This window comes from Pseudomonas sp. PA1(2017) (genome assembly GCF_001945375.1).
Lineage (GTDB): Bacteria > Pseudomonadota > Gammaproteobacteria > Pseudomonadales > Pseudomonadaceae > Aquipseudomonas.
Map to the genome: position 1 here is coordinate 593,153 of NZ_MSXU01000009.1, position 23,380 is coordinate 616,532.

Below are 23,380 nucleotides of genomic sequence, written 5' to 3' on the forward strand. Positions count from 1 at the left end.
GCATTACACCACGCCGGTGGCCTTCGGCGTATCGGCGCGGCTGCCCCATTCGGTCCAGGAGCCATCGTACAAGGCGCCTTCCGGCAGCCCGGCGACTTCCAGGCCCAGCAACAATACCGCCGCGGTAACGCCGCTGCCGCAACTGGTGATCACCGTCTTCTTGCCATCTACACCCGCCTCGGCAAACAGCGCCTGCAGGGCCTGGGGCGGTTGCAGGGTTTGATCGCTGCGCAGCAGGCGGCTGTAGGGCAGGTTGTGGCTGCCTGGGATGTGTCCGCTGGCCACACCCGGACGCGCTTCGGCGGTGCTGCCGTCGAAGCGATTGGCGGCGCGGGCGTCGAGAATCAGCGTATCGTCACGCTCGATTGCCTCCAGCACGTCACCGAGGCCGCGCACCTTGCGGGCGTGCACATTGACCTGAAAACTGCGCTCGCTGGCGGCTGTCGGTTCGCCGCTTTCGGTGGCGCGCTGCTCGGTCAGCCATTTGGGCAAACCGCCATCGAGCACCGCGACCTTCTGGTGGCCGAAGTAACGAAACAGCCACCAGGCGCGGGCGGCGGAAAACAGCCCCTTCTGGTCGTAGACCACCACGCGGGTATCGTTGCCCACGCCTTCGGCGCCGATCAGTCGCGCGAAGCGGCCCTGGGACGGTACGGTGTGGGGCAGCGGGGTATCGGGGTCAGAGAAGGCGTCGATATCGAAGAAGCGGGCGCCGGGAATATGCGCCTTCAAGTACTCGGCGCGGCCATTCTTCGCTTCGTTGGGCAGGTAGGTGCTGGCGTCGAACAGCAGCACGTCCGCAGCATTGCCTTCATTGGCCAGCCAGTCGGTGGTTACCAGGGGTCCAAACGTCATCCTTCTTCTCCTTTCGCAGCGTTGGCGTTCATCCTGCCAGCTTGAAGCGGGCGGCGCAGCCCCTGGCGACCGCCTGTAGCAGACCGATTGTGCCTATGCATAGAACGCGATCAATCGCGAAAGAACACCTGCACCAGGTGATAGCCGAACTGGCTCTTGATCGGCCCATGCACTTCGCGCAGCGGTTTCTTGAAGATCACCTGATCGATCACGCGCACCATCTGCCCGGGCCGGACTTCGCCCAGGTCGCCGCCTTTCTTGCCGGATGGGCAGGTCGAGTGCTTGCGCGCCAGTACATCGAACGCCTCGCCGCCTGCGATGCGCTTCTTCAGAGCAGCGGCTTCCGCTTCGGTCTTGACCAGGATGTGGCGGGCCATTGCCTTAGCCATGACAGGTTCCTCAATTATTGGGCGCGTATTGTGCCAGTATTCGCGGCGCCAGCTAAATGGCGCCATTTACGTGGCCTGTATGGGCCGTTGTCTTTAATGAATCTTGGCTAACGTAATAGCTTCAGTCGACGGGAACGCTGCTCATGGATCTGCACGCAATGCTGAAAATCCTCTCCAGCCAGGACGGCTCTGACCTGTACCTGTCGACGGGTGCGCCGCCCTGCGCCAAGTTCAACGGCGTACTCAAGGCGCTCAGTAGCGAACCGCTGAAGGCCGGGGCGGTAGCGGAAATCGCCGACGGGGTGATGGATAGCGCCCAGCGCGAGGAATTCGAGCGCGAGCTGGAAATGAATCTGGCGATCTCGCTCAATGGCGTCGGTCGTTTTCGAATCAATATCTTCAAGCAGCGCAACGAGGTGTCCATCGTCGCGCGCAACATCAAGCTCGACATTCCCCGCTTCGAGGACCTGAAATTGCCCGAAGTGCTGCTCAAGACGGTGATGGAGAAACGCGGCCTGGTGCTGTTCGTCGGCGGTACCGGCTCGGGCAAGTCGACGTCGCTGGCTGCGCTGATCGACTACCGTAATCGCAACAGCGGCGGCCACATCATCACCATCGAGGATCCGGTGGAATACGTGCACCGGCACAAGAAATCGATCATCAACCAGCGCGAGGTCGGCGTGGACACCCGCAGCTTCCACGCCGCACTGAAGAACACCCTGCGCCAGGCACCAGACGTGATTCTGATCGGCGAGATCCGCGACCGGGAAACCATGGAACACGCTCTGGCCTTCGCCGACACCGGGCATCTGGCGATTTCCACCCTGCACGCCAACAACGCCAACCAGGCGCTGGACCGCATCATCAACTTCTTCCCCGAAGACCGCCGCCCGCAACTGCTCAACGACCTGGGCAACAACCTCAAGGCGTTCGTTTCCCAGCGCCTGGTCAAGACGGTCGATGGCAAGCGCCGCGCCGCAGTCGAGGTGCTGTTGGGCACGCCGACCATCCGTGACCTGATCAAGCGCAACGAGTTTTCCGAGATCAAGGAGATCATGGAAAAGTCGAAAAACCTTGGCATGCAGACCTTCGACCAGGCGCTGATCGACCTGGTCAACGAAGGCGCCATCGACGAGGAAGAGGCGGTGAAGAACGCCGACTCGGCCAACAACGTGCGCCTCAAGCTCAAGCTGTATCGCGAGAACACCGCCGTCGCGGCGCCTGCTGCTCCCATGGTTGAGGCGCGCCCGGCCAAACCTGCCGAGCCGGCGGATTGGGGGCTGGAGCTGAAGCTGGAAGACATCGAGGACGACACGCCACCCGAGGACCCGGGCCGCCACGGCATCTGAGTCGAACGTGCACTGCGGCGCTGCATGCGGCTCCTGAGCTCAGTGCTCAGTGCTCAGTCGTGTTCGGGCTCTCGTGGGCTTCGATGATGGTCAGCAGCTCTGCCAGGGTACTTTGTAGATAACGGCCGGCGCGGTAGTCAGCCTTCACCGCTTCGCCGCCGTCAACTACTGCTTGCGGCTGCTCGACGAAACGGCCGATCAGCTCGAACTTGTCGTCGAGTACCAGCACCAGCGGAATCGAAATGCGCTCAAGACTCAGCAGCGTTTTCAAGGCGTGCTCGGCGCGAGCCTTGGAGATGATCGCCAGGCTCACCTTGGGCTGCAGACGCTGCAGGTGATCCATCGCCGCCAGGTTGAGCTGGCAGTCCGGGCACCACATTTCCCCGGCGGCCAACAGGTAGTAACGGCCCTGTATCGCAACCAACCGTCGATGCATGTCGGCGCTCAGGGCGTCGGCTCGGACGAGCAGGGCCTGAGCGGTTCGTACTGTCTCGATTTCGGCAGGCAGCCCGCGGCTGGCGAAGGCCTCGAAACGCTCGCCGATGGCGATAAGGTCCTGATAACTGGGCATGAGGGGCTCCTGTTAGACGGTGCTGTATTCCAGCAGCAAAGCCCCAGTGCGGCAACCGACTTAGAATCTGTCACGATCCTTGTGCGCCTGAAGCGGCAACAACAAGGCAGCAGCGGACATCGATGCAGTACCTGTGGGAACGGGCGGGGACGCCTAGTCCATGCCCGCGAAATCACGGGCATGGACTAGGCGTCCCCGCCCGTTCCCACAAGTGGCTGTCGGCCGTCCATTTTCGCCACTTACCTGCCAAAATCAGCGAACCTGGTCTGCAAGACTATCAGCAGGTTCTTAAAGGTGGCCCTTAGCGGTCCGGCACGTAGCGTTCGATGATGCGCTGCAGGCTGCCGTCGGCGCGCATGCCTTCGAGGGCGTCGTGGACCGATTGAACCAGCTGCGGGTCGCACCGCAGCGAGCAGGCGATGTACATGTCCAGCGGCGCCAGCAGCGCACTCATCGCCAGCGCCGGGCCGCTGTCCCACTGGTGGCGGCCTTCCAGGTCGGTGGTGAACCAGGCATCCACGCGTCCGCGCCTGACCAGTTGGATCGGCCGGTCGCCCAGTTTCAAGGGATAGAGCTGGTCGCTGGTGAAGCCGGCGCGTCTGAGAATCTCTTCCTGCGCCGAGCCCAGACCGACAGCCACCAGGCGATAACGCTGGCGCGCTTCTTCCAGGCTGGAAACCGGATTGCCGAGGGTGAAGAAGGCGCGATAGAGCGGTTGGATATTGGCGACCCAGGTAAAGTGCTCTTCACGTTCCAGGGTGCGCGAGAGTGGCACGATCATCACGTCACGCGCCTCCTGGGTACGCTTCTGGGCGCGCGGCCAGGGGGCATTCTCAACCACGGCGCGATAGCCCGCTCGTTGCAACGCCATGATGGCGATGTCACCGGTGATGCCATTGCCGTCGTCACCGTGCAGTGCCAATGGCGCGGCATCCGGCATGTACAACTGGATAGCGCGTGGCTCGGCAGCTAGCGAGTAGGGCAGCAGCAATGACAGAAGGCATGCAAGAAGGCGCAACGCGAGCATTCCTTGAGGGGATGTCGCGAGTATAGGAGCTGTCGCGCAGGATATCTGTGAACCGTTGGCAGGGTGGCAGGGAAGCGCTTCATGTTTCAGCCGCCGACAAGGTGATCCCCCGGCATGCGCCGGGGGGCGGTCGTTAGCTTTGCAGCGCCGGCAGGTCGCGATACAGCTCCAGCGCCTGGGGATTGGCCAGGGCATCGGTATTCTTCACCGGCTTGCCGTGCACCACGTTGCGCACCGCCAGTTCGACGATCTTGCCGCTGATGGTGCGTGGAATGTCGGGCACCGCAACAATGCGTGCCGGCACGTGACGCGGCGTGGTGTTGGCGCGGATCACCTGGCAGATCTGTTTCTGCAGCGCTTCGTCGAGTGTCACGCCGTCGCGCAGGCGCACGAACAGCACGACGCGTACGTCGCCGTCCCACTCCTGGCCGATGGCGATGGATTCGAGCACCTGCTCGACCTTTTCCACCTGGCGGTAGATCTCGGCGGTGCCGATGCGCACGCCGCCTGGGTTGAGCACGGCGTCGGAGCGGCCATGAATGATCAGCCCGCCGTGGGGCGTTTGTTCGGCGTAGTCACCGTGGGCCCAGACGCCGGGAAAGGTCTCGAAGTAGGCGCTGCGAAACTTCTCGCCGTCGGCGTCGTTCCAGAAGCCGACCGGCATGGAGGTGAAGTGCCTGGCGCAGACCAGCTCGCCTTTTTCGCCGACCACCGCCTTGCCGGCGTCGTCCCACACCTGCACGTCCATGCCCAGGCCCTTGCACTGGATCTCGCCGCGGTACACCGGCGACACCGGGTTGCCGAGGGCGAAGCATGAGACGATATCGGTGCCGCCGGAAATGGACGACAAGCAGACATCGGCCTTGATGTCGCGGTACACGTAATCGAAGCTTTCGTGGGCCAGGGGCGAACCGGTGGAGAGAATCGCCTTGAGGCGACTCAGTTCATGGGTTTCGCGCGGCTTGGCACCGGCCTTTTCCAGGGCGGCGATGAACTTGGCGCTGGTGCCGAAGATACTGATGTCTTCGGCGTCGATCAGGTCGATCAGCCGTGTTGGTTCTGGATGAAACGGCGAGCCGTCGTACAGTATCAGGGTGGCGCCCAGAGCCAGACCGGAAACCAGCCAGTTCCACATCATCCAGCCGCAGGTTGTGTAGTAGAACAGGGTGTCCTCGGCCGTCACGTCGCTGTGCAGGCCGAGCTCCTTGACGTGCTGCAGCAGCGTGCCGCCAGCACCATGGACGATGCACTTGGGCACGCCGGTGGTGCCGCTGGAGTAGAGGATATATAGCGGGTGCGCGAACGGCACCGAGGTGAAGGTCGGCTCGCCCTGGGCCTGGTAGAAATCCTCCCAGCAGGCGACCTGCGCCTGGGTCTTGAAGTCTTCGGCCTGGCAACTGGTATTGGCGTAGGGCACCACCACCAACTGCTGCAGGGTCGGCAGGTGGGTGAGAATCTCGTTGAGCTTGCCGGTCAGGTCGAGGTTCTTGCCGGCGTAGCGGTAGCCGGCGCAGGCGATCAGCACCTTGGGTTCGATCTGCCCGAAACGGTCGATCACGCCCTGAGTGCCGAAGTCCGGCGAGCAGCTCGACCAGGTGGCGCCCAGGCTCGCGGTGGCGAGCATACCGACCAACGTTTGCCAAGTGTTGGGCATAAAGGCCGCGACCCGATCGCCAATGCCCACGCCAGCCGCGCGCAGGCTGCGCTGCAAGCCGGCGACATGGGTGGCCAGTTGTGCGTAACTGAGTTGCTCGCGGCTGCCGTCTTCGCCGATGGCGATGATGGCCGGGTGGTCGTCACGGCGGCGCAGCAGGTGTTCGGCGAAGTTCAGCGTAGCGCCCGGAAACCAGTGGGCGCTGGGCATCGCCGGGCCTTCTTCGAGCACCGCCCGCGGCGCTTGGTCGAAGCGCACGTCGAAGACCTCGACGATGGCCTGCCAGAACGCCTCGCGCTCGCTCACGCTCCAGGCGTGCAGCGCCGGGTAATCGGCCAGATCCAGGCGATGGCGCTGATTGACGAAGCGCCGGAAGGCGTCCATCCGGGTGGCGCCGATGCGTTCGGCCGTGGGCGTCCAGAGCGGTTGCTGCATGGGGTTACCTCTTGGTTCTTGTCGTTTTGGGCTGCAGTCTAGCGCGTCACTGCGCCAGCCAACCGCCATCCATGTTCCAGGCTGCGCCGCGCACTTGAGCAGCCGCGTCGCTGCACAGGAACAGCGCCAGCTCGCCGAGCTGCCGGGGTGTGATGAACTCCAGCGAGGGCTGTTTCTCGGCCAGCAGATTGCGCCGTTCACCCTCGCTGTCACCGCTTTCGGCGGCGCGCGCGTCGATCTGCGCCTGCACCAGCGGGGTCAGCACCCAGCCGGGGCAGATGGCGTTGCAGGTGATGCCGGTGGTGGCTGTTTCCAGCGCAACCGATTTGCTCAGGCCGACCAGCCCATGCTTGGCCGCCACGTAAGCGCTCTTGCCGGCGGAGGCGGCCAGGCCGTGAGCCGAGGCGATATTGATGATGCGCCCCCAATTGCGCTGGCGCATGCCGGGCAGCGCCAGGCGGGTGGTGTGGAAGGCCGAGGACAGGTTGATGGCGATGATCGCGTCCCAGCGTTCCGGGGCAAAATTCTCCACCGGCGAGACATGCTGGATGCCGGCGTTGTTGACCAGAATGTCGATGGTGCCGAACTCGCGCTCGGCGTAGGCGATCATTGCCTCGATCTGCTCTGGGTCGCTCATGTCCGCGGGGTGGTGAAGCACCTTGCCGCCAGATGCGGCCACGCTGTCGATGGCCACCTGAGCGTCACCGAAACCATTGAGCAACAGATCGGCGCCGGCTTCGGCCAGCACCTGGGCGATACCCAGGCCGATGCCGCTGGTGGAGCCGGTGACCAGTGCGGTCTTGCCTTTGAGGTTCATAACAACTCCTTAAGCGCGCAGCGAGGCGCGCTTCTCACGAAAACTAAACGATGCCGGTGGTGTAGAAGACGCCGATCACGAAAAACACCGCGAGGGTCTTGATGATCGTGATCCCGAAGATGTCCTTGTAGGCTTCGCGATGGGTCAGCCCGGTGACCGCCAGCAGGGTGATCACCGCGCCGTTGTGGGGCAGGGTATCCATGCCGCCGCTGGCCATGGAGGCGACTCGGTGCATGACTTCCAGCGGAATGTTGGCGGCGTTGGCCGCGGCGATGAAGGTGTCGGACATGGCCGCTAGGGCGATGCTCATGCCGCCCGAGGCCGAGCCGGTGATGCCGGCCAGCAAGGTGACCGTGACCGCCTCGTTGACCAGCGGATCGGGGATGCCCTTGAGCGCATCGGCGAGGATCAGGAAGCCTGGCAGCGAGGCGATCACCGCACCGAAGCCGTATTCCGACGCGGTGTTCATCGCTGCCAGCAGTGAGCCGCCGACAGCGCTCTTGGTGCCTTCGGCGAGCTTGTCGCGGATCACCCCGAAGGCGCTGACCAGCACCATCAGTATGCCCAGCAGCAGCGCGGCCTGTACGGCCCAGATGGCGGTGAGCTTGCTGACGTCGGTCTGCAGCGGCGCGGCCATGCCGGCCAGTTGCAGGCTGTGGGTCTTGCCGTAGAACTCGGGAATCCAGTGGGTGAACAGCAGGTTGGCCACGCCCACCAGAATCAGCGGCGCGATGGCCAACCATGGGCTGGGCAGCTTGATGTCGTCCGGGGTTTCCGGCTCGTTGCGCAGCTCGGTGCCGTAGCCCTCGCCAGCCCGCAAGGCCTTGCCCAGCTGGCGGCGCAGGTAGAACATGCCGACGCCGAGCACGAACAGGCTGCCGATCAGGCCCAGCCAGGGTGCGGCCCAGGCGGTGGTGTTGAAGAAGGTGGTGGGGATGATGTTCTGGATCTGCGGGGTGCCGGGCAGGGCGTCCATGGTGAAGCTGAACGCGCCGAGGGCGATGGTCGCCGGAATCAGCCGCTTGGGAATGTTGCTCTGGCGAAACATCTCGGCGGCGAACGGGTAGACCGCGAACACCACCACGAACAGTGATACGCCGCCGTAGGTGAGCAGGGCGCACACCAGCACGATCACCAGCATCGCCTGGCCGGTACCCAGCAGGCGAATGGCGGCGGCGACGATCGAGCGTGAGAAGCCGGACAGCTCGATCAGCTTGCCGAACACGGCGCCGAGCAGGAATACCGGGAAGTAAAGCTTGATGAAACCGACCATCTTCTCCATGAACACCCCGGTGAACGCGGGTGCCACGGCGCTGGGATCGGTGAGCAGTACCGCGCCGAGCGCAGCGATGGGGGCGAACAGAATGACGCTGTAGCCGCGGTAGGCAGCCAGCATCAGTAAAGCCAGTGCAGCGAGGGCGATGATGACGCTCATCGACGATCTCCTGACCCTGCAACGCGGCGAATCGACAGGCTGCCGTTAGCCTTCGAGTAACTCGCTCAGGCGCTGTGGGCGCTTTTGTTTTTGTTGTCGGCGGCGGGTAAGCCCGCAGTCTGGCTATAGCGAGTTCTGTGCCAGTTTTTAACTTACTGAATTTAAAAGGTTTTATTAACCTGGTGCTGATACACGGCTTCGCTTGTCCCAATTTCAGGACGGAAACAGTGAGTTGACCCCGGCCAGCATGGTATTCACGTTAATCCCTTAAATGGGACGAGTCTCGAAATCAGGACGAAAGACCCAGCTCGAGCATCTTTCGGTACAGGGTGGAGCGCCCCAAGCCCAGGCGCTGCGCGGCTTGCGGTACATCGCCCGCGGTGACAGCCAGCGCCCTGCGGATCAACTCGCGTTCGAAATTGGCGCGGGCCTGATGGAAGTCTTCGACTTCATCGGTTTGCGCAACGATGTCCTGGTTTTCTGGCAACGGATGCAGGGTGCCGATCGCGCTGGCGACCGCCGCGGCGTCGAGCACGATGTCGTCGCTGAGCAGGCAGGCCCGCTCCAGCACGTTGTGCAGCTCACGCACGTTGCCCGGCCAGGCGTGGCGACCGAGCAGGGCCATGGCTTCGGGGTGCAGCTCGTGGCGGCCCTGCAGCGCATCAAAGATCGCCTCGCACAGCGCCGGCAAGTCCTCCAGGCGCTCGCGCAACGGCGGCACGGCGAGGGTCAGCACGTTGAGCCGGTAGTACAGGTCGGCGCGAAAGGTGCCCTTGCGCACCGCCGCTTCCAGATCGATTGACGTGGCAGCGATCAGCCGAACATCGCTGCGCAGCACCTCATTGGAGCCCACCGGCTCGAACTCCTTTTCCTGCAGCACCCGCAAGAGTTTGCTCTGCAAGGGCAGGGGCATGTCGCCGATCTCGTCGAGAAACAGCGTGCCGCCGTGGGCGATCTGCAGCTTGCCGGCGCGGCCCTTGCGGTCCGCGCCGGTGAAGGCGCCCGGCGCGGTGCCGAAGAACTCGGCTTCCAGCAGGGTTTCCGGGATCGCCGCGGTGTTCAGGCTGACGAACGGCTTGCTGGCCCGTGGCGAGGCATTGTGAATGGCGTGGGCCAGCAGTTCCTTGCCAGTGCCGGTCTCGCCCAGCAGCAATACCGCCGAGTCGCTGGTCGCGCTGCGCCGTGCCAGGCGCTTGACCTCCAGACTGCGGGCGCTGGTACCGATGAACTGCGCGAAGCTGTATTTGGCCTGGCGCGATTTGAGCTGCGAGCGGGTCGAGGCCAGTTCCTGCTGCATGCGTTGATAGCGGGCCAGCAGGGGTGACAGCGATTGCAGTTCGTCGAACAGGGCGAAGCCGATGGCGCCGATCACCTGGCCGGCGTCGTCATGGATGGGTAGGCGCATGACCACCAGCGGTTCGCGGGGCGTGTCCATCATGTCCAGCAGGATCGGCCGGCCGCTGTTCACCACATCGCGCAACAGGCTGCCGGGGATCACGCTTTCGCACGGGCGGCCGATGGCTTCGCTGGCGCTTTGCAGGCCGAAGCGCTGGGCGTAGCGTTCGTTCATCCAGACGATATGGGCGTCGCGGTCGACGATGATGGTGCCTTCGCTGGATTGCTCGAAGATCTCGAACAGCGAACGGATGGCCGACTGGCGAATGTGGGGGTAGTTGCCGAGGTCCTGCATGGCGCGCTCGTCTGCGGGGTGAGCGCCGATCATAACGCGGCGCGGCACCCTTGCGGTGCCGCGCCGTGGCGGTCAGCCCGCTTCGCTGGCCTTGCGCGGGGTTTTCACTGCAGGCGCGTCGATCAGCCCGTCGGCACGGAACATCGCCTTGATGCCGCGCACCGCCTGACGGATGCGATCCTGGTTCTCGATCAGCGCGAAGCGCACGTGATCGTCGCCATAGTCGCCAAAGCCGATGCCCGGCGACACGCAGACCCTGGCCTCGGCCAGCAGCTTCTTGGCGAATTCCAAGGAGCCGAGATGAGCGTAGGCGTCGGGAATCTTTGCCCACACGTACATCGAGGCCTTGGGGTTCTCGACCATCCAGCCCAGCTCGTGCAGGCCCTTGACCAGCACGTTGCGGCGCTGGCGGTATTGCTCGGCGATGTCGCGCACGCACTGCTGGTCGCCTTCCAGGGCGGCGATGGCCGCGACCTGCAGCGGCGTGAAGGTGCCGTAGTCGTGATAGCTCTTGATCCGCGCCAGGGCGCCGACCAGCTCAGGGTTGCCGACCATGAAGCCGATCCGCCAGCCGGCCATGTTGTAGCTCTTGGACAGGGTGAAGAACTCCACGGCGATGTCCTTGGCGCCCGGCACCTGCATGATCGACGGGGCTTTCCAGCCGTCGTAGACGATGTCGGCGTAGGCCAGGTCGTGGATCACTAGCACGTTGTACTGCTTGGCCAAGGCCACCACGCGCTCGAAGAAGTCGAGCTCCACGCACTGCGCGGTCGGGTTGGACGGAAAGCCGAGAATCATCATCTTCGGCTTGGGGATGCTCTCGCGGATCGCCCGTTCCAGCTCGATGAAGAAATCCACGCCCGGCACCAGCGGCACCGAACGCACCTGGGCGCCGGCGATCACTGCACCGTAGATGTGGATCGGGTAGCTGGGGTTGGGTACCAGCACCGTGTCGCCGTGATCCAGGGTGGCCAGCATCAGGTGCGCCAGGCCTTCCTTGGAGCCGATGGTGACGATGGCTTCGCTTTCGGGGTCGATGTCGACTGCGTAGCGATCCTTGTACCAGTGCGAAATGGCCCGGCGCAGGCGCGGGATGCCTCGGGAGGTGGAATAGCCATGGGTGTCTTCACGCTGGGCGACCTGCACCAGCTTCTCCACGATATGCGGCGGTGTGGCGCCATCGGGGTTGCCCATGCTCAGGTCGATGATGTCCTCGCCACGGCGGCGGGCGGCCATCTTCAATTCAGCGGTGATGTTGAAAACGTAAGGGGGGAGACGATCGATGCGCGCAAAGCGGCGCGAAGCCTGGTCAGCCATGCTTTCCTCGAGAGACGTAAGCGCCCGGAACCGTCCGAGCGACGTTGGCCACATGGGGTGGCCTGGCTGGACAATAAGGGCAGGCGCAGGCTTTGTCGAGTGCCTGCAAAAGCTTTTCCTGCAGTGCCTGCTGACCGCCTCGAACGATATGCTTGGCCGCCACTCGAATCCTGACCCATCCTCCAGGCAGCGCTCGTTCCGCTGCCGCCCTACAACAAGACAGAGAACCTACCCGATGACTCACCGCACTATCGCTCTGGGCCTGCTCGCCGCCGGCCTCGTCGTGACACTGCCGGCCGCGGCCCTGACCGAGCAGCAATTTCAAGCCGAGGCCGACACGCTCTTCGCGCCATTGATGGCCGAGTACGACATACCTGGCCTCGCGGTTGGCGTGACCTGGCAAGGCAAGCACTACGTGTTCACCAAAGGCCTGGCGAACCGTGAGGCGGCCAGGGCGGTTTCCCGCGAGACACTGTTCGAGCTGGGCTCGTTGAGCAAGACCTTCAACGTCACCCTGGCGGCGCTGGCTCGGCAGCGCTCGCTGCTGTCGCTCGATGACCGGCTCGCTGCCCGCATGCCGTCGCTGCAGGGAAGCCCCGCAGGTGAGCTGAGCCTGATGGATCTGGCCACCCACCAGAGCAGCGGTATGCCGTTGCAGGTGCCGGATCAGGTCAAGGATGACAATGGCTTGTTGAACTGGCTGCGGCAATGGAAGCCGACCACTGAGGCTGGCCACGAGCGCTCTTATTCCAACGTCAGCATCGGCCTGCTGGGGCGGGTGTCCGCCCAGGCGTTCGGCGAGCCCTATGCCAAGGCGCTGCACGATCAGGTGCTCGTTCCGCTGGCGCTGAAGCATACCCATGTTCAGGTGCCAGCGGCGCAGATGCCGAATTACGCCTACGGCTATGCGCGGCAGGACAACAAGGCCATTCGCGTCAGCCCTGGCGTGCTGGATGCCGAGGCTTATGGCCTGAAGTCCAACATCGACGACATGCTGCGTTTCGTCGATATCAACCTGGGCGAAACCCAGGTACCAGCGCCACTGGCTGCCGCGATAAAGACGACGCATCAGGGCGTGACTCGCACCGAGCGCTTCACCCAGGCGATGGTGTGGGAGCGCTATCCCTGGCCCGTTTCCCGCGAGCAACTGCTGGCGGGCAACGCGCCGTCGATGGCTGTTGAAGCGCAACCGGCTACCCGTCTGCCCGAGCCTGAAACGAGCGAGCAGGGCGTGCTGTTCGGCAAGACTGGTTCGACCAACGGCTTTGGCGGTTACGCTGCCTTCGTGCCGGACGAGCGCATCGGCGTGGTGCTGCTGGCCAACCGCAACGTGCCGCTCGAGGCCCGGGTCGATGCGTCCTTCAAGCTGCTGCAGCAGGTCTTGAAAGCTGACCGTTGAGGCTCAGGCGTCTTTCAGGCGCAGGAGCAGGGCGATCAAGGCGTCGATATCGGCGTCCGTGGTGCGCCAGGAACTGACGCTCAGGCGAAAGGCCGGCCGCCCCTGCCAGACAGTAGACCCGAACCAGGCTTCACCAGACGCCTGGGCGGCCTGGAGAATCTCCGTGGTCTGTTCGTCTGAATCGGCGCGTACCAGCACCTGGTTGAGGCGCACCCGGTTGAGCACCTGGTATCCACCGGCACGAAGCGCCTCGGCGAGGTGCCCGGCCTGGCGGATGTGCCGGTCGATCATCTCGGCCAGGCCATCGCGGCCCAGGTTGGCCAGCGCTGCCCAGATCGCCACGCCCCTCGCGCGGCGCGAGAACTCCAGGGTCAGGTTCTTTTGCGAGTCCTTCGAGGCCATGGCGTACGCGGCGTCGCTGTTCATCGCAGCGGCCAGGGCGTCACCGTCACGGCAGATGGCCATGGCGCTGTCGTAGGGGGTGTTCAGCCACTTGTGGCCATCGGTGGTCCAGCTGTCCGCCAGGTCCACGCCGTCGGCCAGCCCGGCTGAGGACGACGCCCGCGCCCACAGCCCAAAGGCGCCATCGACATGCACCCAGGCGCCAGCGGCCTTGGCCCTGGGAATCAGTTCGGCGAAGCGGTCGAACTCGCCGGTATTGACCTCGCCAGCCTGCAGAATCAGCACGGTACGCTCGTCCAGTTCGGGGAGCCGGGCCGGATCGATGCGACCGTACTGATCCACCGGCGCCAGAAGCAGCCGGCGCATGCCGAAACCCAGCACGCGCAGCGCCTTCTTCACGGTGATATGGGCGGTTTCGGAAATCACCACGCGGATTTCCGGGGCGCCGATCAAGCCGTCTTGGTCGAAATCCCAGCCCTGCCTGGCCAGCAACGTGCGACGTGCGGCTGCCAGGCAGGCGAGGGTGCAGGCGGTGGCACTGGTGCCGAAGCCAACGGCGCTTTCATCTGGCAGGCCGAGCGCCTCGCAGACCCAGCGGGCGGCAACCTTTTCCAGTTTGTCGGCAACTGGCGAGTTATCGAGGGACGATGCGCATTGATCCCAGGCCAGCACCATCCGCTCGGCGGCTGCGGCGGCAGGCAGGGTGGCGCCGATCACGAAGCCGAAATAGCGCGGCCCGTTACTGGTAACGGTGGCGGGCGAGCCGAGTTCATCGAGTGCGTGCAGCACCTGCCCGGCATCTTCTCCCGTGGTTGGCAGGGGCTGGTCGAAGGCATTCAGGGCGGCGATGGCGCTCTCAACGGGATAGACCCGGCGCTGCTCCAGGGAATCGTTATAGGCGATGGCGCGGCGGTCGGCGTCGGTCAGCAGGGCGTGTTCGGCATTGCGCATGGGGCGGGTCTCGGCAGGTGGCGGCGATATGCAACCCTAACCGAGGGCCGTGGCGGCCTGTCAGATACAGCCCACGGCTGCATGTCCCCTACAGCGGGACGGCCAGCACAGCTGTATCCGGTACAGTTCGCGCTAATTCTCAGGGGAAATGTGTCCTTGTGGGGAGCGGGCCGGGCATCCGCCACAGCCTGTGAAGGGCTCGCGGCTGAAGCCGCTCCCATGTCATTCGGTGCCCGGCGTATTGCGAAGAGCCATAAAAAAGCCCCGCACTGGGCGGGGCTCCTTTTGACGCGGGTGACGCCTTAGGCTTGAACGACCGGGATGTTCGCGCTCGCCGCGGCTTCGCGGAACTCGGCGATCTGGTCGAAGCTCAGGTAGCGGTAAACGTCGGCAGCCATGCTGTCGATGTTCTTCGCGTACTCCATGTACTCCTCGACGGTCGGCAGTTTGCCGATGATCGAAGCGACAGCGGCCAGTTCGGCCGATGCCAGGTACACGTTGGCGCCATCGCCCAGACGGTTCGGGAAGTTACGCGTCGAGGTCGATACCACGGTGGAGTTCGCCGCCACACGTGCCTGGTTACCCATGCACAGCGAGCAACCCGGCATTTCCATGCGGGCGCCGGCCTTGCCGTAGATGCCGTAGTAGCCTTCTTCGGTCAGCTGGTGAGCGTCCATCTTGGTCGGCGGCGACAGCCACAGACGGGTCGGAATGGAACCCTTGACCTTGTCGAGCAGCTTGCCGGCAGCGCGGAAGTGACCGATGTTGGTCATGCACGAACCGATGAACACTTCGTCGATCTTCTCGCCCTGAACGGTCGACAGCAAACGCGCGTCGTCCGGGTCGTTCGGCGCGCAGAGCACAGGCTCCTTGACGTCGGCCAGGTCGATTTCGATGATTTCGGCGTACTCGGCATCGGCGTCGGCGGACAGCAGTTCCGGGTTGGCCAGCCAGGCTTCCATGGCCTGCGCGCGACGCTCCATGGTGCGTGCATCACCGTAGCCTTCGCTGATCATCCAGCGCAGCAGGGTGATGTTCGACTTCAGGTACTCGGCGATGGCCTTTTCCGGCAGCTTGATGGTGCAACCGGCAGCGGAGCGCTCGGCCGAGGCGTCGGAGAGCTCGAACGCCTGCTCGACGGTCAGCTCGTCCAGGCCTTCGATTTCCAGGATGCGGCCGGAGAAGGCGTTCTTCTTGCCTTTCTTCTCGACGGTCAGCAGGCCCTTCTGGATGGCGTAGTAAGGGATGGCATGAACCAGGTCACGCAGGGTGATGCCAGGCTGCAGCTTGCCCTTGAAGCGAACCAGGATCGACTCGGGCATGTCCAGCGGCATGACGCCGGTGGCAGCGGCGAAGGCGACCAGGCCGGAACCGGCCGGGAAGCTGATGCCGATCGGGAAACGGGTGTGCGAGTCGCCACCGGTGCCGACTGTGTCGGGCAGCAGCATGCGGTTCAGCCAGCTGTGGATGATGCCGTCGCCAGGGCGCAGGGATACGCCGCCACGGGTGCGGATGAAGTCCGGCAGGGTGTGGTGGGTGGTAACGTCGATCGGCTTCGGATAGGCCGCGGTGTGGCAGAACGACTGCATGACCAAGTCAGCGGAGAAGCCCAGGCACGCCAGGTCTTTCAGCTCGTCGCGGGTCATCGGGCCAGTGGTGTCCTGGGAGCCGACGGTGGTCATCTTCGGTTCGCAGTAGGTGCCCGGGCGAACGCCTTTGCCTTCCGGCAGGCCACAGGCCTTGCCGACCATCTTCTGCGCCAGGGTGTAGCCCTTGCCAGTGTCGACCGGCGCTTCCGGCAATGCGAACAGGTCGGTCGGGCCCATGCCCAGCTCGGCACGAGCCTTGTCGGTCAGGCCACGGCCGACGATCAGCGGAATACGGCCGCCAGCGCGAACTTCATCGAGCAGAACCGGCGTCTTCAGTTCGAAGGTGGTGATGACCTCGTCGGTGCCGTGCTTGCAGACCTTGCCAGCGTGCGGGTAGACGTCGATCACGTCGCCCATTTCGATGTTCGACACGTCGAACTCGATCGGCAGGGCGCCGGCATCTTCCATGGTGTTGTAGAAGATCGGAGCGATCTTGGAGCCGAAGCAGAAGCCACCGGCGCGCTTGTTCGGCACATAAGGAATGTCGTCGCCGAAGAACCACAGCACCGAGTTGGTGGCGGACTTACGCGAGGAACCGGTACCGACCACGTCACCGACGTAGGCGACCGGGAAACCTTTGGCGCGTACTTCTTCGATCTGCTTCAGCGGGCCGATGGAGCCAGGCTGCTCGGGAACGATGCCGTCGCGGGCCATTTTCAGCATGGCCAGAGCGTGCAGCGGGATGTCAGGGCGCGACCAGGCGTCCGGAGCCGGCGACAGGTCGTCGGTGTTGGTTTCGCCCGGTACCTTGAAGACGCTCAGGCTGTACTTCTCGGCAATCGCCGGACGCTTGGTGAACCACTCACCGGCAGCCCAGGATTCCAGCACGGCCTTGGCATTGGCGTTACCGGCCTTGGCCTTTTCGGCCACGTCGTGGAAGGCGTCGAACATCAGCAGGGTGTGCTTGAGCTGTTCGGCGGCAATGGCGCCCAATTCGGCGCTATCGAGCAGCTCGACCAGGGTGGCGATGTTGTAGCCGCCCTGCATGGTGCCGAGCAGTTCGGTGGCGCGCTTCTTGTCGAGCAGCGGGGAAGTGGCTTCACCTTTGGCGATGGCGGACAGGAAGCCGGCCTTCACGTAAGCCGCTTCGTCGACGCCTGGCGGCACGCGATTGGTGATCAGATCGAGGAGGAATTCTTCTTCGCCGGCCGGCGGGTTCTTCAGCAGGTCGACGAGACCGGCAGTTTGTTCGGCGTTTAGCGGCTGGGGCACGATACCCTGGGCGGCACGCTCTGCTACGTGTTTGCGGTAGGCTTCAAGCACAGTTATTACCCTCATCAGTGGTCCCAAATGGGAAGTCCGGGACGCATGCAGGAATGCATCAAACACATCCGTCGCGCAGCCTCATGGGCTGAGCACGATGGTTTCGATACTTCCATCCGGAAGCTGCTTTCAAAGTTTTACGCCTGCAGAACGGGGTCTGATGAGGGCTGGCATGGCCTGAGGGTGACCACGCCAACTATCGTGCTGCAGGATCGACTGTGCTCGTGACGCTTTGAAAACAGCTTCCAACGGACATTGGCGCCTTTCGCAAGGCGCGCTGATTCTAGCCGAATCTTCGCACGAAGTTAAGTGAAAGACCCATCGGCCTCTGGGGTGATCCCCATTAGACAAAGGGCTAAGATGCATCCTTCATTGTCCGGTGTATCGATTCAACGCATGCCCAATCAACGTATCAAGACGCCTTGCATAGGCCTGTGTTCCACGGTTTTCGGGGATTCCGTATGCCGTGGCTGCAAGCGCTTCCACCACGAGGTGATCAACTGGAACGGCTACAGCGACGAGGAAAAACAGTCGGTGTGGCTGCGCCTGGAAATGCTGCTGGTACAGGTGATGACCGCCAAGCTGGAGGTGTTCGACGAGGCGCTGCTGCTCAAGCAACTGCAACAGCGGCAGATTCGCTTCGTTCCTCAGCAGTCGGCGTACTGTTGGGCTTATCAATTGTTGGCACGCGGCGCGCGGGTGATTTCCCAACTCGAGGCATACGGCATCGTGTTGCTACCCGAATTTCGCGATTGGGAGTTGCCCGATCTGCGCGATGCCATCGACCGCGAGTTCTTCCTGCTGTCCGAGGCGCACTTCGAACGCTATATCGCGCCACGCTTTCTCAAGGAAGGCATGGAGCTGCGCGTCTGACGGGGCGCGAGTAGGCCTCATTAATGCAAGAAGCCCGGCACTTGGCCGGGCTTCTTCTTGCTGCAGGAGCTATCAGCGGTATTCGCACAGGTATGCGGTGTCCTGTTCGACCTTGAGCTGGAACTTGCTGTCGGCCGGCACGGTGAAACGGCTGCCGGCGGTGAAGGTTTCCCAGTTGTCGCTGCCCGGCAGCTTGACGGTCAGGGCGCCGGCGATCACGTGCATGATCTCCAGCTGACCGGTGCCGAATTCATACTCGCCCGCCGCCATCACGCCAATGGTGGCCGGGCCTTCTGCCATGCCGAACGCGATGGATTTGACGGTGCCGTCGAAATACTCGTTGACCTTGAACATGTGCATCCTCGTGAGCGGCAGAATAAAGGGCTGGCAAGTATGCCCAAGGCGTTTGACGGCGTCACGTATTGCGCGCGCCGCTTCGCTCGGTCATCACCAGGGGCAGCAGACGAGCGGTATTGCGTGCATCGTGCAGGGCGCGGTGCTGCTGGCCGCTGAAGTTGAAACCGGCCAGTTGTAGCGCCGCGTTCAGGCCAACGGGGCGGGGCAGCTGCCGTTCTTCGGCGAAGCGGCGCTTGAGGTTGAGATGCGGCAGCGCCTGCAGGCTGCTGGCGAGGTCATGGCGCTGCCAGTCCTGTTCGAGCTGCTGGCGATCATAATCGCCCCAACTGCACCAACCCTGCAGCCGAGGGTGATGGGGCTGCAGCCAGCGCTCGAATTGCGGCCACAGTACCGGCAAGGTGGCAGCGCCATCCACCTCCGCCTGGCTGATGTGAGTGAGTTGCCGGCAGAAGCGGGTGAGCAGGGGGCGGCGCATGGGCCGCACGAAACGCTGGAAATGATCGATCTCGTGGCCGCTGGCGTTGACCAGGCTGGCACCGACCTCGATGACCTCCATATGCTCCACTGGCCAGCCGCCTTCTTCGGTGGTGGCTTCCAGGTCGATGACCAGCCAATACCCCATTGCCTCTCCTTGTCTGCTGTCGTCCGGTCATGTTCGCTCACTGCTCAGACCGACGAGTGGTGCGATTCGTGCCATATACGAAATGCCATCATGGACATTGTGTCTTTGCGGCGCTGGCTATACTTGCGTACGCAAGATCGTGGTTCTCTATTTCCGCGTGATAGGTGAGTGTGTTCATGGATGATTCCGTGGTGTTTTCAGATGACGAGCCGGTGGGTGACAACAGCCATCCGGCGTGGCGCATCCTGACCGTTGATGATGATCCTGACTTCCAGCGCGCAACCGCCTTTGCGATCAGCGAGATGGATATCCTCGGCCGGCGTGTCGAGATCCAGCAGGCGTTCAGCAACCGCGAAGCCGCCATGTTGCTGGCCGAGCAGCAGGATTTCGCCCTGGTGCTGCTCGATGTGGTGATGGAAACCGAAGACGCCGGCCTGCGCCTGGTCAAGACCCTGCGCGAAGTCATCGGCAACGCCGAGATCCGTATCGTGCTGCTGACCGGCGAACCGGGCATGGCGCCGGTGCAGAGCGTGATGCGCGACTACGACATCAACGACTACTGGTCCAAGAGCGAACTCAGCGCCGAACGCCTGCGCACCGTGCTCACCGCCGGGCTGCGCAGCTACTCGCAACTCAGGGCTACCGCGCGGGCACGCCGCGGCCTGCAGATGATCGTCGAGTCTAGCAATGCGCTGTTCTGCTCGAAGAACACCCGTGAACTGTCGGCCAAGATTCTTTCCGAAATCGCCTCGCTGCTCGATCTGCAGGCTGAAGGCATCGTCTGCGTAAAGGCCCATGATGCCAGCCCCGGCGAGCTTCCCGACGCCTATGTGATCAGTGCCAGTGGTCGCTTTTACGGCTCCATCGACGGCAATCTCAATGGTCTTGGCGACGACGCGGTGGCCAGCGCGCTGCGCTGCTCTCTGCAAAAACAGGCCACGTTGCGTTTCGATGATTGCACGGTGCTGTTCTTCCCACGCTTTCAGGCTGGCGCGGACTACGCCTGCTACGTGGCCACCGAGCGCACGCTGGACGACACCGAGCTGGAGCTGCTCGAAGTGTTCAGCGCCAGCATCAGCCGAGGGCTCTACAACGTGGCGCTGTTCAGTCGCCTCGAAGAGATGGCCTACCAGGACGATTTGCTGAAGATCCCCAATCGCAATGCGCTGATCCGCATGCTCGACATGACCCTGAGCAGCCCGAACAAGAACGAGCGGGTGCTGGTGCTGCTCGATATCGACAACTTCTCCGGCGCCAACACCGCTTTCGGTACCGGCTACGGGGATTTCATCCTCGGTTTGGTGGCCAACCGCCTGCGTGATGCGTTCGACGGCAATGTGCTGATCGCACGTGTGCGCGATGACCTGTTCGCTGTGCTGGGCCCGGAGGATCAGGTGCGTGCCGAGGATATCGTGGCCTTGTTCCGACGCCCCAACCGGCCTTACGAGCTGGGCCAAGTGCACAGCCTGAGCAGCGTCACCCTGTATTTGCGCGATTTCGATGACACCGCCAGCGTTGCCCTGCAGGATGCAAGGCTGACCCTCAAGCAGGCCAAGCAGTTGGGCCACGATCAGCATGTGGTGCACGACCGCCAGCTGCAGAGCGCCCATGCCGAGTCGTTTCGGCTGCTGCTGGCGCTGCGCGACGCAGTGGCCAGCGACCTGATCAGCATCGAACTGCAACCCCAGGTGGATCTGCGAACTGGCGTGGTCACCGGCGTAGAGGCTTTGGCTCGTTGGTACCAGGCCGACGGCAAAGCCATTGCGCCGCTCGAGTTCATTCCACTGGCCGAGGCCACTGGCTACATCCTGCCGCTGGGCGACCTGCTCATGCGCCTGGGCTTGCAGGCGGCCCGACGGCTGGCTGAAACCGGCTATCGCGACATCCGCGTGGCGATCAACGTATCGGCGACTCAACTACTGCAGCGCGATTTCATCGAGCGGTTCACCCTGCATCTGGAGGCCGCTGGCGTGAGTGCGGCTCAGGTCGAGCTGGAAATCACCGAGTCGGTGGCCATGCGCTCGTTCGAGCAGGTTTGCGAGCAACTGCTGGCGCTGCGTGCCATGGGCGTCAAGGTGGCCATCGACGACTTCGGCACTGGCTTCTCGTCGCTCAGCTACCTGCGCCAACTACCGGCGGATCGCTTGAAGATCGACCGCAGTTTCGTCGAGGAACTGCGTGCCGAGGACGATGGCCAGGCGATCGCTGAAGCGATCATCCACATTGCCCGAAGGGTCGGCATGACAGTGATTGCCGAAGGGGTAGAAAACCAGCAGCAGGCCGAATGGCTGAAACGCCATGATTGCCTGGAGGCCCAGGGCTATCTGTACGCCAGGCCAATGCCGCTGGAGCGGCTGTTAGGCTGGCTGGGCGAGCGTTCGCAACGGTGATGGGTCGCCGCATCGCCGGTTGGCGAACGGCGCTGTCCAGGCCGCTGCCGCGTAACCTGCTGGTGCTGTTCCTGCCGTGGTCCCTGCTGATCATCGTGCTCAGCTTGTTGCTCTACGATCGCATGCTCAATGACCGGCTGGAACCGCTGCTCGAGGCGCAGACCGACAGCTTGAACGAGGGCGTGGCGGTTCTGGAACGGCATCTGTCGAGTTTGCGCGGTGATTTGCAGTTCCTCAGTCAGCAGCCCCTGCTGAATCGGGCCGTGAGGCATGCCTCCGATGATAGCTACGCTGCATTGAGTGAGCTGTTCGCCGAGTTTTCAAATAGCCGTGGTAACTACCAGCACATTCGCTGGCTCGATGAACACGGAATGGAGCGGGTGCGCATCGACAACGTGTCGGGAAAGGCGCGCCAGGTCGAGTTGGCTGATTTGCAGAATGACTCGGCTGCCTATTACTTCGTGGAAACCATGCATCTCTACAAAGGCGAGTCGTACCTGTCGCGTTTCGACCTGGAGCGTCATTACCGGCCTGATGGTTCCGTCGAGACCCTGGTGCCAATCCTGCGCGCGGCGGTGCCGGTGTTCAGCGAGCGCGGTGAGCGGCGCGGCATCCTGATCCTCGACTACCGTGCCGAACGGATGTTGGAGCGTTTGCGCGAAACATCCGTGGCATATGGAGGATCGTTACAACTGCTCGATCACGAAGGCTACTGGATGCTGGGCGAGAGCCCGGAGCACGCCTGGGGCTTCTTGCTTGGCAAGCCCGATCTGACCCTTGCCAGCCACCAGCCATCGAGCTGGCGGCGCTTGCAGAACGAACAGCGCGGCTCGTTCATCGATGCGGCAGGCTTCTGGGCCTACAGTCACTTCCGGCCGAGCGATGCCGCTTCGGCAACCTCGAACGCCGCGGACCACTGGCTGTTGCTGTCTCACTTGCCTGCCCGGAATTTGAGCGAATTGCGCTGGGATGTGGTGTGGCGCGTTCTACTGTTCTTCAGCGTGCTGCAAGGAGTCGGGCTTCTGATCAGCGTAAGGCGAGCCATCGATGAAGCTGAACGCTTGCGGGCCGAGCACGGGCTGCACGTGAGCAGCAGGGCGCTGGCAGCCAGCAACGAGCAGCTGCAGCGTACCGTCGAACAATTGCAGCGCACACGCCGCGCCTTGTTGCAGGCTGAAAAGCTGTCGTCCCTCGGTACCATGGTCGCCGGCGTCGCCCACGAATTGAATACGCCAATTGGCGCCGCCAGCGTGGCAGCGTCGACCCTGGAGCGAGCCAGCCAGGAGTTTCAGGTGGCGGTGCGCGAAGGACTGAAGCGCACCACCCTGGAGCGTTTCGTGCAGCGTACCGATGATGGCCTGAGCATCATTCTGATCAGCCTGGAGCGGATGTCGCAGCTGACCCGTGCATTCAAGCAACTGGCTACCGACCGCGCCAGTACGGAACGGCGTCGCTTCGGCCTGCGCGAGCTGGTGGACGAGGTGGTATTGCTACTGCAACCGAAGTTACGTCAGAACGACCACCGGATCGCGGTGGAGGTTGCCCCGGACATAGTGCTGGACAGCTACCCGGGGCCCCTCGGGCAAGTCGTGCAGAATCTCGTCGACAATGCGCTGGTTCATGCCTTCGACCCTGGTGTGAAAGGCTTGGTCATCGTGCGCGGCCAGGTCGATGACGAACGAGGGCAATGCGTCATCGAGATCATCGACGACGGTCGGGGCATGGACGAGGAACTGCTGGGCAAGATATTCGACCCGTTCTTCACCACCCGGCGCGGCCAGGGCGGTACCGGCCTGGGCTTGCACATCACCCATCAGCTGGCGGTGGATGTGCTCGGTGCCGAACTGGAAGTCGACAGCACACCGGGAGAGGGATCGCGCTTCAGGATTCGCTTCGACCTGAACTGACTGAGGGGCTGCCGGCCGGTGAAGCGGC

At 63.5% G+C, this 23,380-nt stretch carries 18 protein-coding genes; 5 read left to right on the forward strand and 13 right to left on the reverse strand.

The features are described 5' to 3' along the window. Nucleotides 1-3: 3 nt before the first annotated feature. Nucleotides 4-855, reverse strand: a complete 852-nt coding sequence (gene sseA, locus BVH01_RS09835; RefSeq protein ID WP_075930153.1) for a 3-mercaptopyruvate sulfurtransferase — start codon at nt 853-855, stop codon at nt 4-6. Between the two features lie 110 nt (nt 856-965). Next, a complete protein-coding gene (locus BVH01_RS09840) occupies nt 966-1,244 on the reverse strand; it encodes a peptidylprolyl isomerase (protein ID WP_013791549.1) in 279 nt (92 codons plus the stop codon). 143 nt (nt 1,245-1,387) lie between these two features. Between BVH01_RS09840 and BVH01_RS09845 the strand changes: the two genes are divergently transcribed. Further along, a complete protein-coding gene (locus BVH01_RS09845; RefSeq protein ID WP_177344606.1) occupies nt 1,388-2,593 on the forward strand; it encodes a PilT/PilU family type 4a pilus ATPase in 1,206 nt (401 codons plus the stop codon). Between the two features lie 46 nt (nt 2,594-2,639). On the opposite strand, the gene BVH01_RS09850 is transcribed toward BVH01_RS09845, so the two are convergent. From BVH01_RS09850 to alaC, 7 genes are all read right to left on the reverse strand, one after another. Further along, nucleotides 2,640-3,164 carry a thioredoxin family protein gene (locus BVH01_RS09850; RefSeq protein WP_075930155.1) on the reverse strand — a complete coding sequence of 175 codons (525 nt, stop codon included), beginning with the start codon at nt 3,162-3,164 and terminating at the stop codon, nt 2,640-2,642. Between the two features lie 301 nt (nt 3,165-3,465). Next, entirely contained in the window at nt 3,466-4,182 is a 717-nt protein-coding gene (locus BVH01_RS09855) for an ABC transporter substrate-binding protein (protein ID WP_168177274.1), read from the reverse strand. A 142-nt stretch (nt 4,183-4,324) separates the two neighbouring features. Next, on the reverse strand, nt 4,325-6,280 hold the full coding sequence (locus BVH01_RS09860; RefSeq protein ID WP_075930157.1) for an acetoacetate--CoA ligase: 1,956 nt from the start codon (nt 6,278-6,280) through the stop codon (nt 4,325-4,327). 46 nt (nt 6,281-6,326) lie between these two features. Further along, a complete protein-coding gene (locus tag BVH01_RS09865; RefSeq protein ID WP_075930158.1) occupies nt 6,327-7,097 on the reverse strand; it encodes a 3-hydroxybutyrate dehydrogenase in 771 nt (256 codons plus the stop codon). A 43-nt stretch (nt 7,098-7,140) separates the two neighbouring features. Next, nucleotides 7,141-8,532: a GntP family permease gene (locus tag BVH01_RS09870; RefSeq protein ID WP_075930159.1), complete on the reverse strand. Its 1,392-nt coding sequence runs from the start codon at nt 8,530-8,532 to the stop codon at nt 7,141-7,143. 289 nt (nt 8,533-8,821) lie between these two features. Beyond that, nucleotides 8,822-10,222, reverse strand: a complete 1,401-nt coding sequence (locus tag BVH01_RS09875; protein ID WP_075930160.1) for a sigma-54-dependent Fis family transcriptional regulator — start codon at nt 10,220-10,222, stop codon at nt 8,822-8,824. Between the two features lie 72 nt (nt 10,223-10,294). Further along, complete coding sequence (gene alaC / locus BVH01_RS09880; RefSeq protein WP_075930161.1) at nt 10,295-11,539, reverse strand: alanine transaminase; 1,245 nt, start codon at nt 11,537-11,539, stop codon at nt 10,295-10,297. A gap of 235 nt (nt 11,540-11,774) precedes the next feature. Between alaC and ampC the strand changes: the two genes are divergently transcribed. Then, nucleotides 11,775-12,938: a class C beta-lactamase gene (ampC, locus tag BVH01_RS09885; RefSeq protein ID WP_075930162.1), complete on the forward strand. Its 1,164-nt coding sequence runs from the start codon at nt 11,775-11,777 to the stop codon at nt 12,936-12,938. Between the two features lie 3 nt (nt 12,939-12,941). Here ampC and BVH01_RS09890 read toward each other — a convergent pair whose 3' ends face one another. Next, nucleotides 12,942-14,291, reverse strand: coding sequence for a pyridoxal-dependent decarboxylase (locus tag BVH01_RS09890; RefSeq protein WP_075930163.1), 1,350 nt, complete (start codon nt 14,289-14,291; stop codon nt 12,942-12,944). A gap of 302 nt (nt 14,292-14,593) precedes the next feature. Then, entirely contained in the window at nt 14,594-17,203 is a 2,610-nt protein-coding gene (acnB, locus tag BVH01_RS09895) for a bifunctional aconitate hydratase 2/2-methylisocitrate dehydratase (RefSeq protein WP_075930164.1), read from the reverse strand. A gap of 396 nt (nt 17,204-17,599) precedes the next feature. On the opposite strand from acnB, the gene BVH01_RS09900 reads away from it, so the two are divergent. Continuing rightward, nucleotides 17,600-18,076, forward strand: coding sequence for a DUF1289 domain-containing protein (locus BVH01_RS09900; RefSeq protein WP_075930165.1), 477 nt, complete (start codon nt 17,600-17,602; stop codon nt 18,074-18,076). A 72-nt stretch (nt 18,077-18,148) separates the two neighbouring features. Here BVH01_RS09900 and BVH01_RS09905 read toward each other — a convergent pair whose 3' ends face one another. Both BVH01_RS09905 and BVH01_RS09910 read right to left on the reverse strand, forming a co-directional pair. Beyond that, nucleotides 18,149-18,430, reverse strand: a complete 282-nt coding sequence (locus BVH01_RS09905) for a pyrimidine/purine nucleoside phosphorylase (RefSeq protein ID WP_070887319.1) — start codon at nt 18,428-18,430, stop codon at nt 18,149-18,151. A 61-nt stretch (nt 18,431-18,491) separates the two neighbouring features. Continuing rightward, nucleotides 18,492-19,055: an exonuclease domain-containing protein gene (locus BVH01_RS09910; RefSeq protein ID WP_075930166.1), complete on the reverse strand. Its 564-nt coding sequence runs from the start codon at nt 19,053-19,055 to the stop codon at nt 18,492-18,494. 176 nt (nt 19,056-19,231) lie between these two features. Between BVH01_RS09910 and BVH01_RS09915 the strand changes: the two genes are divergently transcribed. Both BVH01_RS09915 and BVH01_RS09920 read left to right on the forward strand, forming a co-directional pair. Next, nucleotides 19,232-21,445: an EAL domain-containing protein gene (locus BVH01_RS09915; RefSeq protein ID WP_075930167.1), complete on the forward strand. Its 2,214-nt coding sequence runs from the start codon at nt 19,232-19,234 to the stop codon at nt 21,443-21,445. Continuing rightward, a complete protein-coding gene (locus tag BVH01_RS09920) occupies nt 21,445-23,352 on the forward strand; it encodes a sensor histidine kinase (protein WP_075930168.1) in 1,908 nt (635 codons plus the stop codon). Before BVH01_RS09915 ends, BVH01_RS09920 begins: the two co-directional genes overlap by 1 nt. Nucleotides 23,353-23,380: the final 28 nt, after the last annotated feature.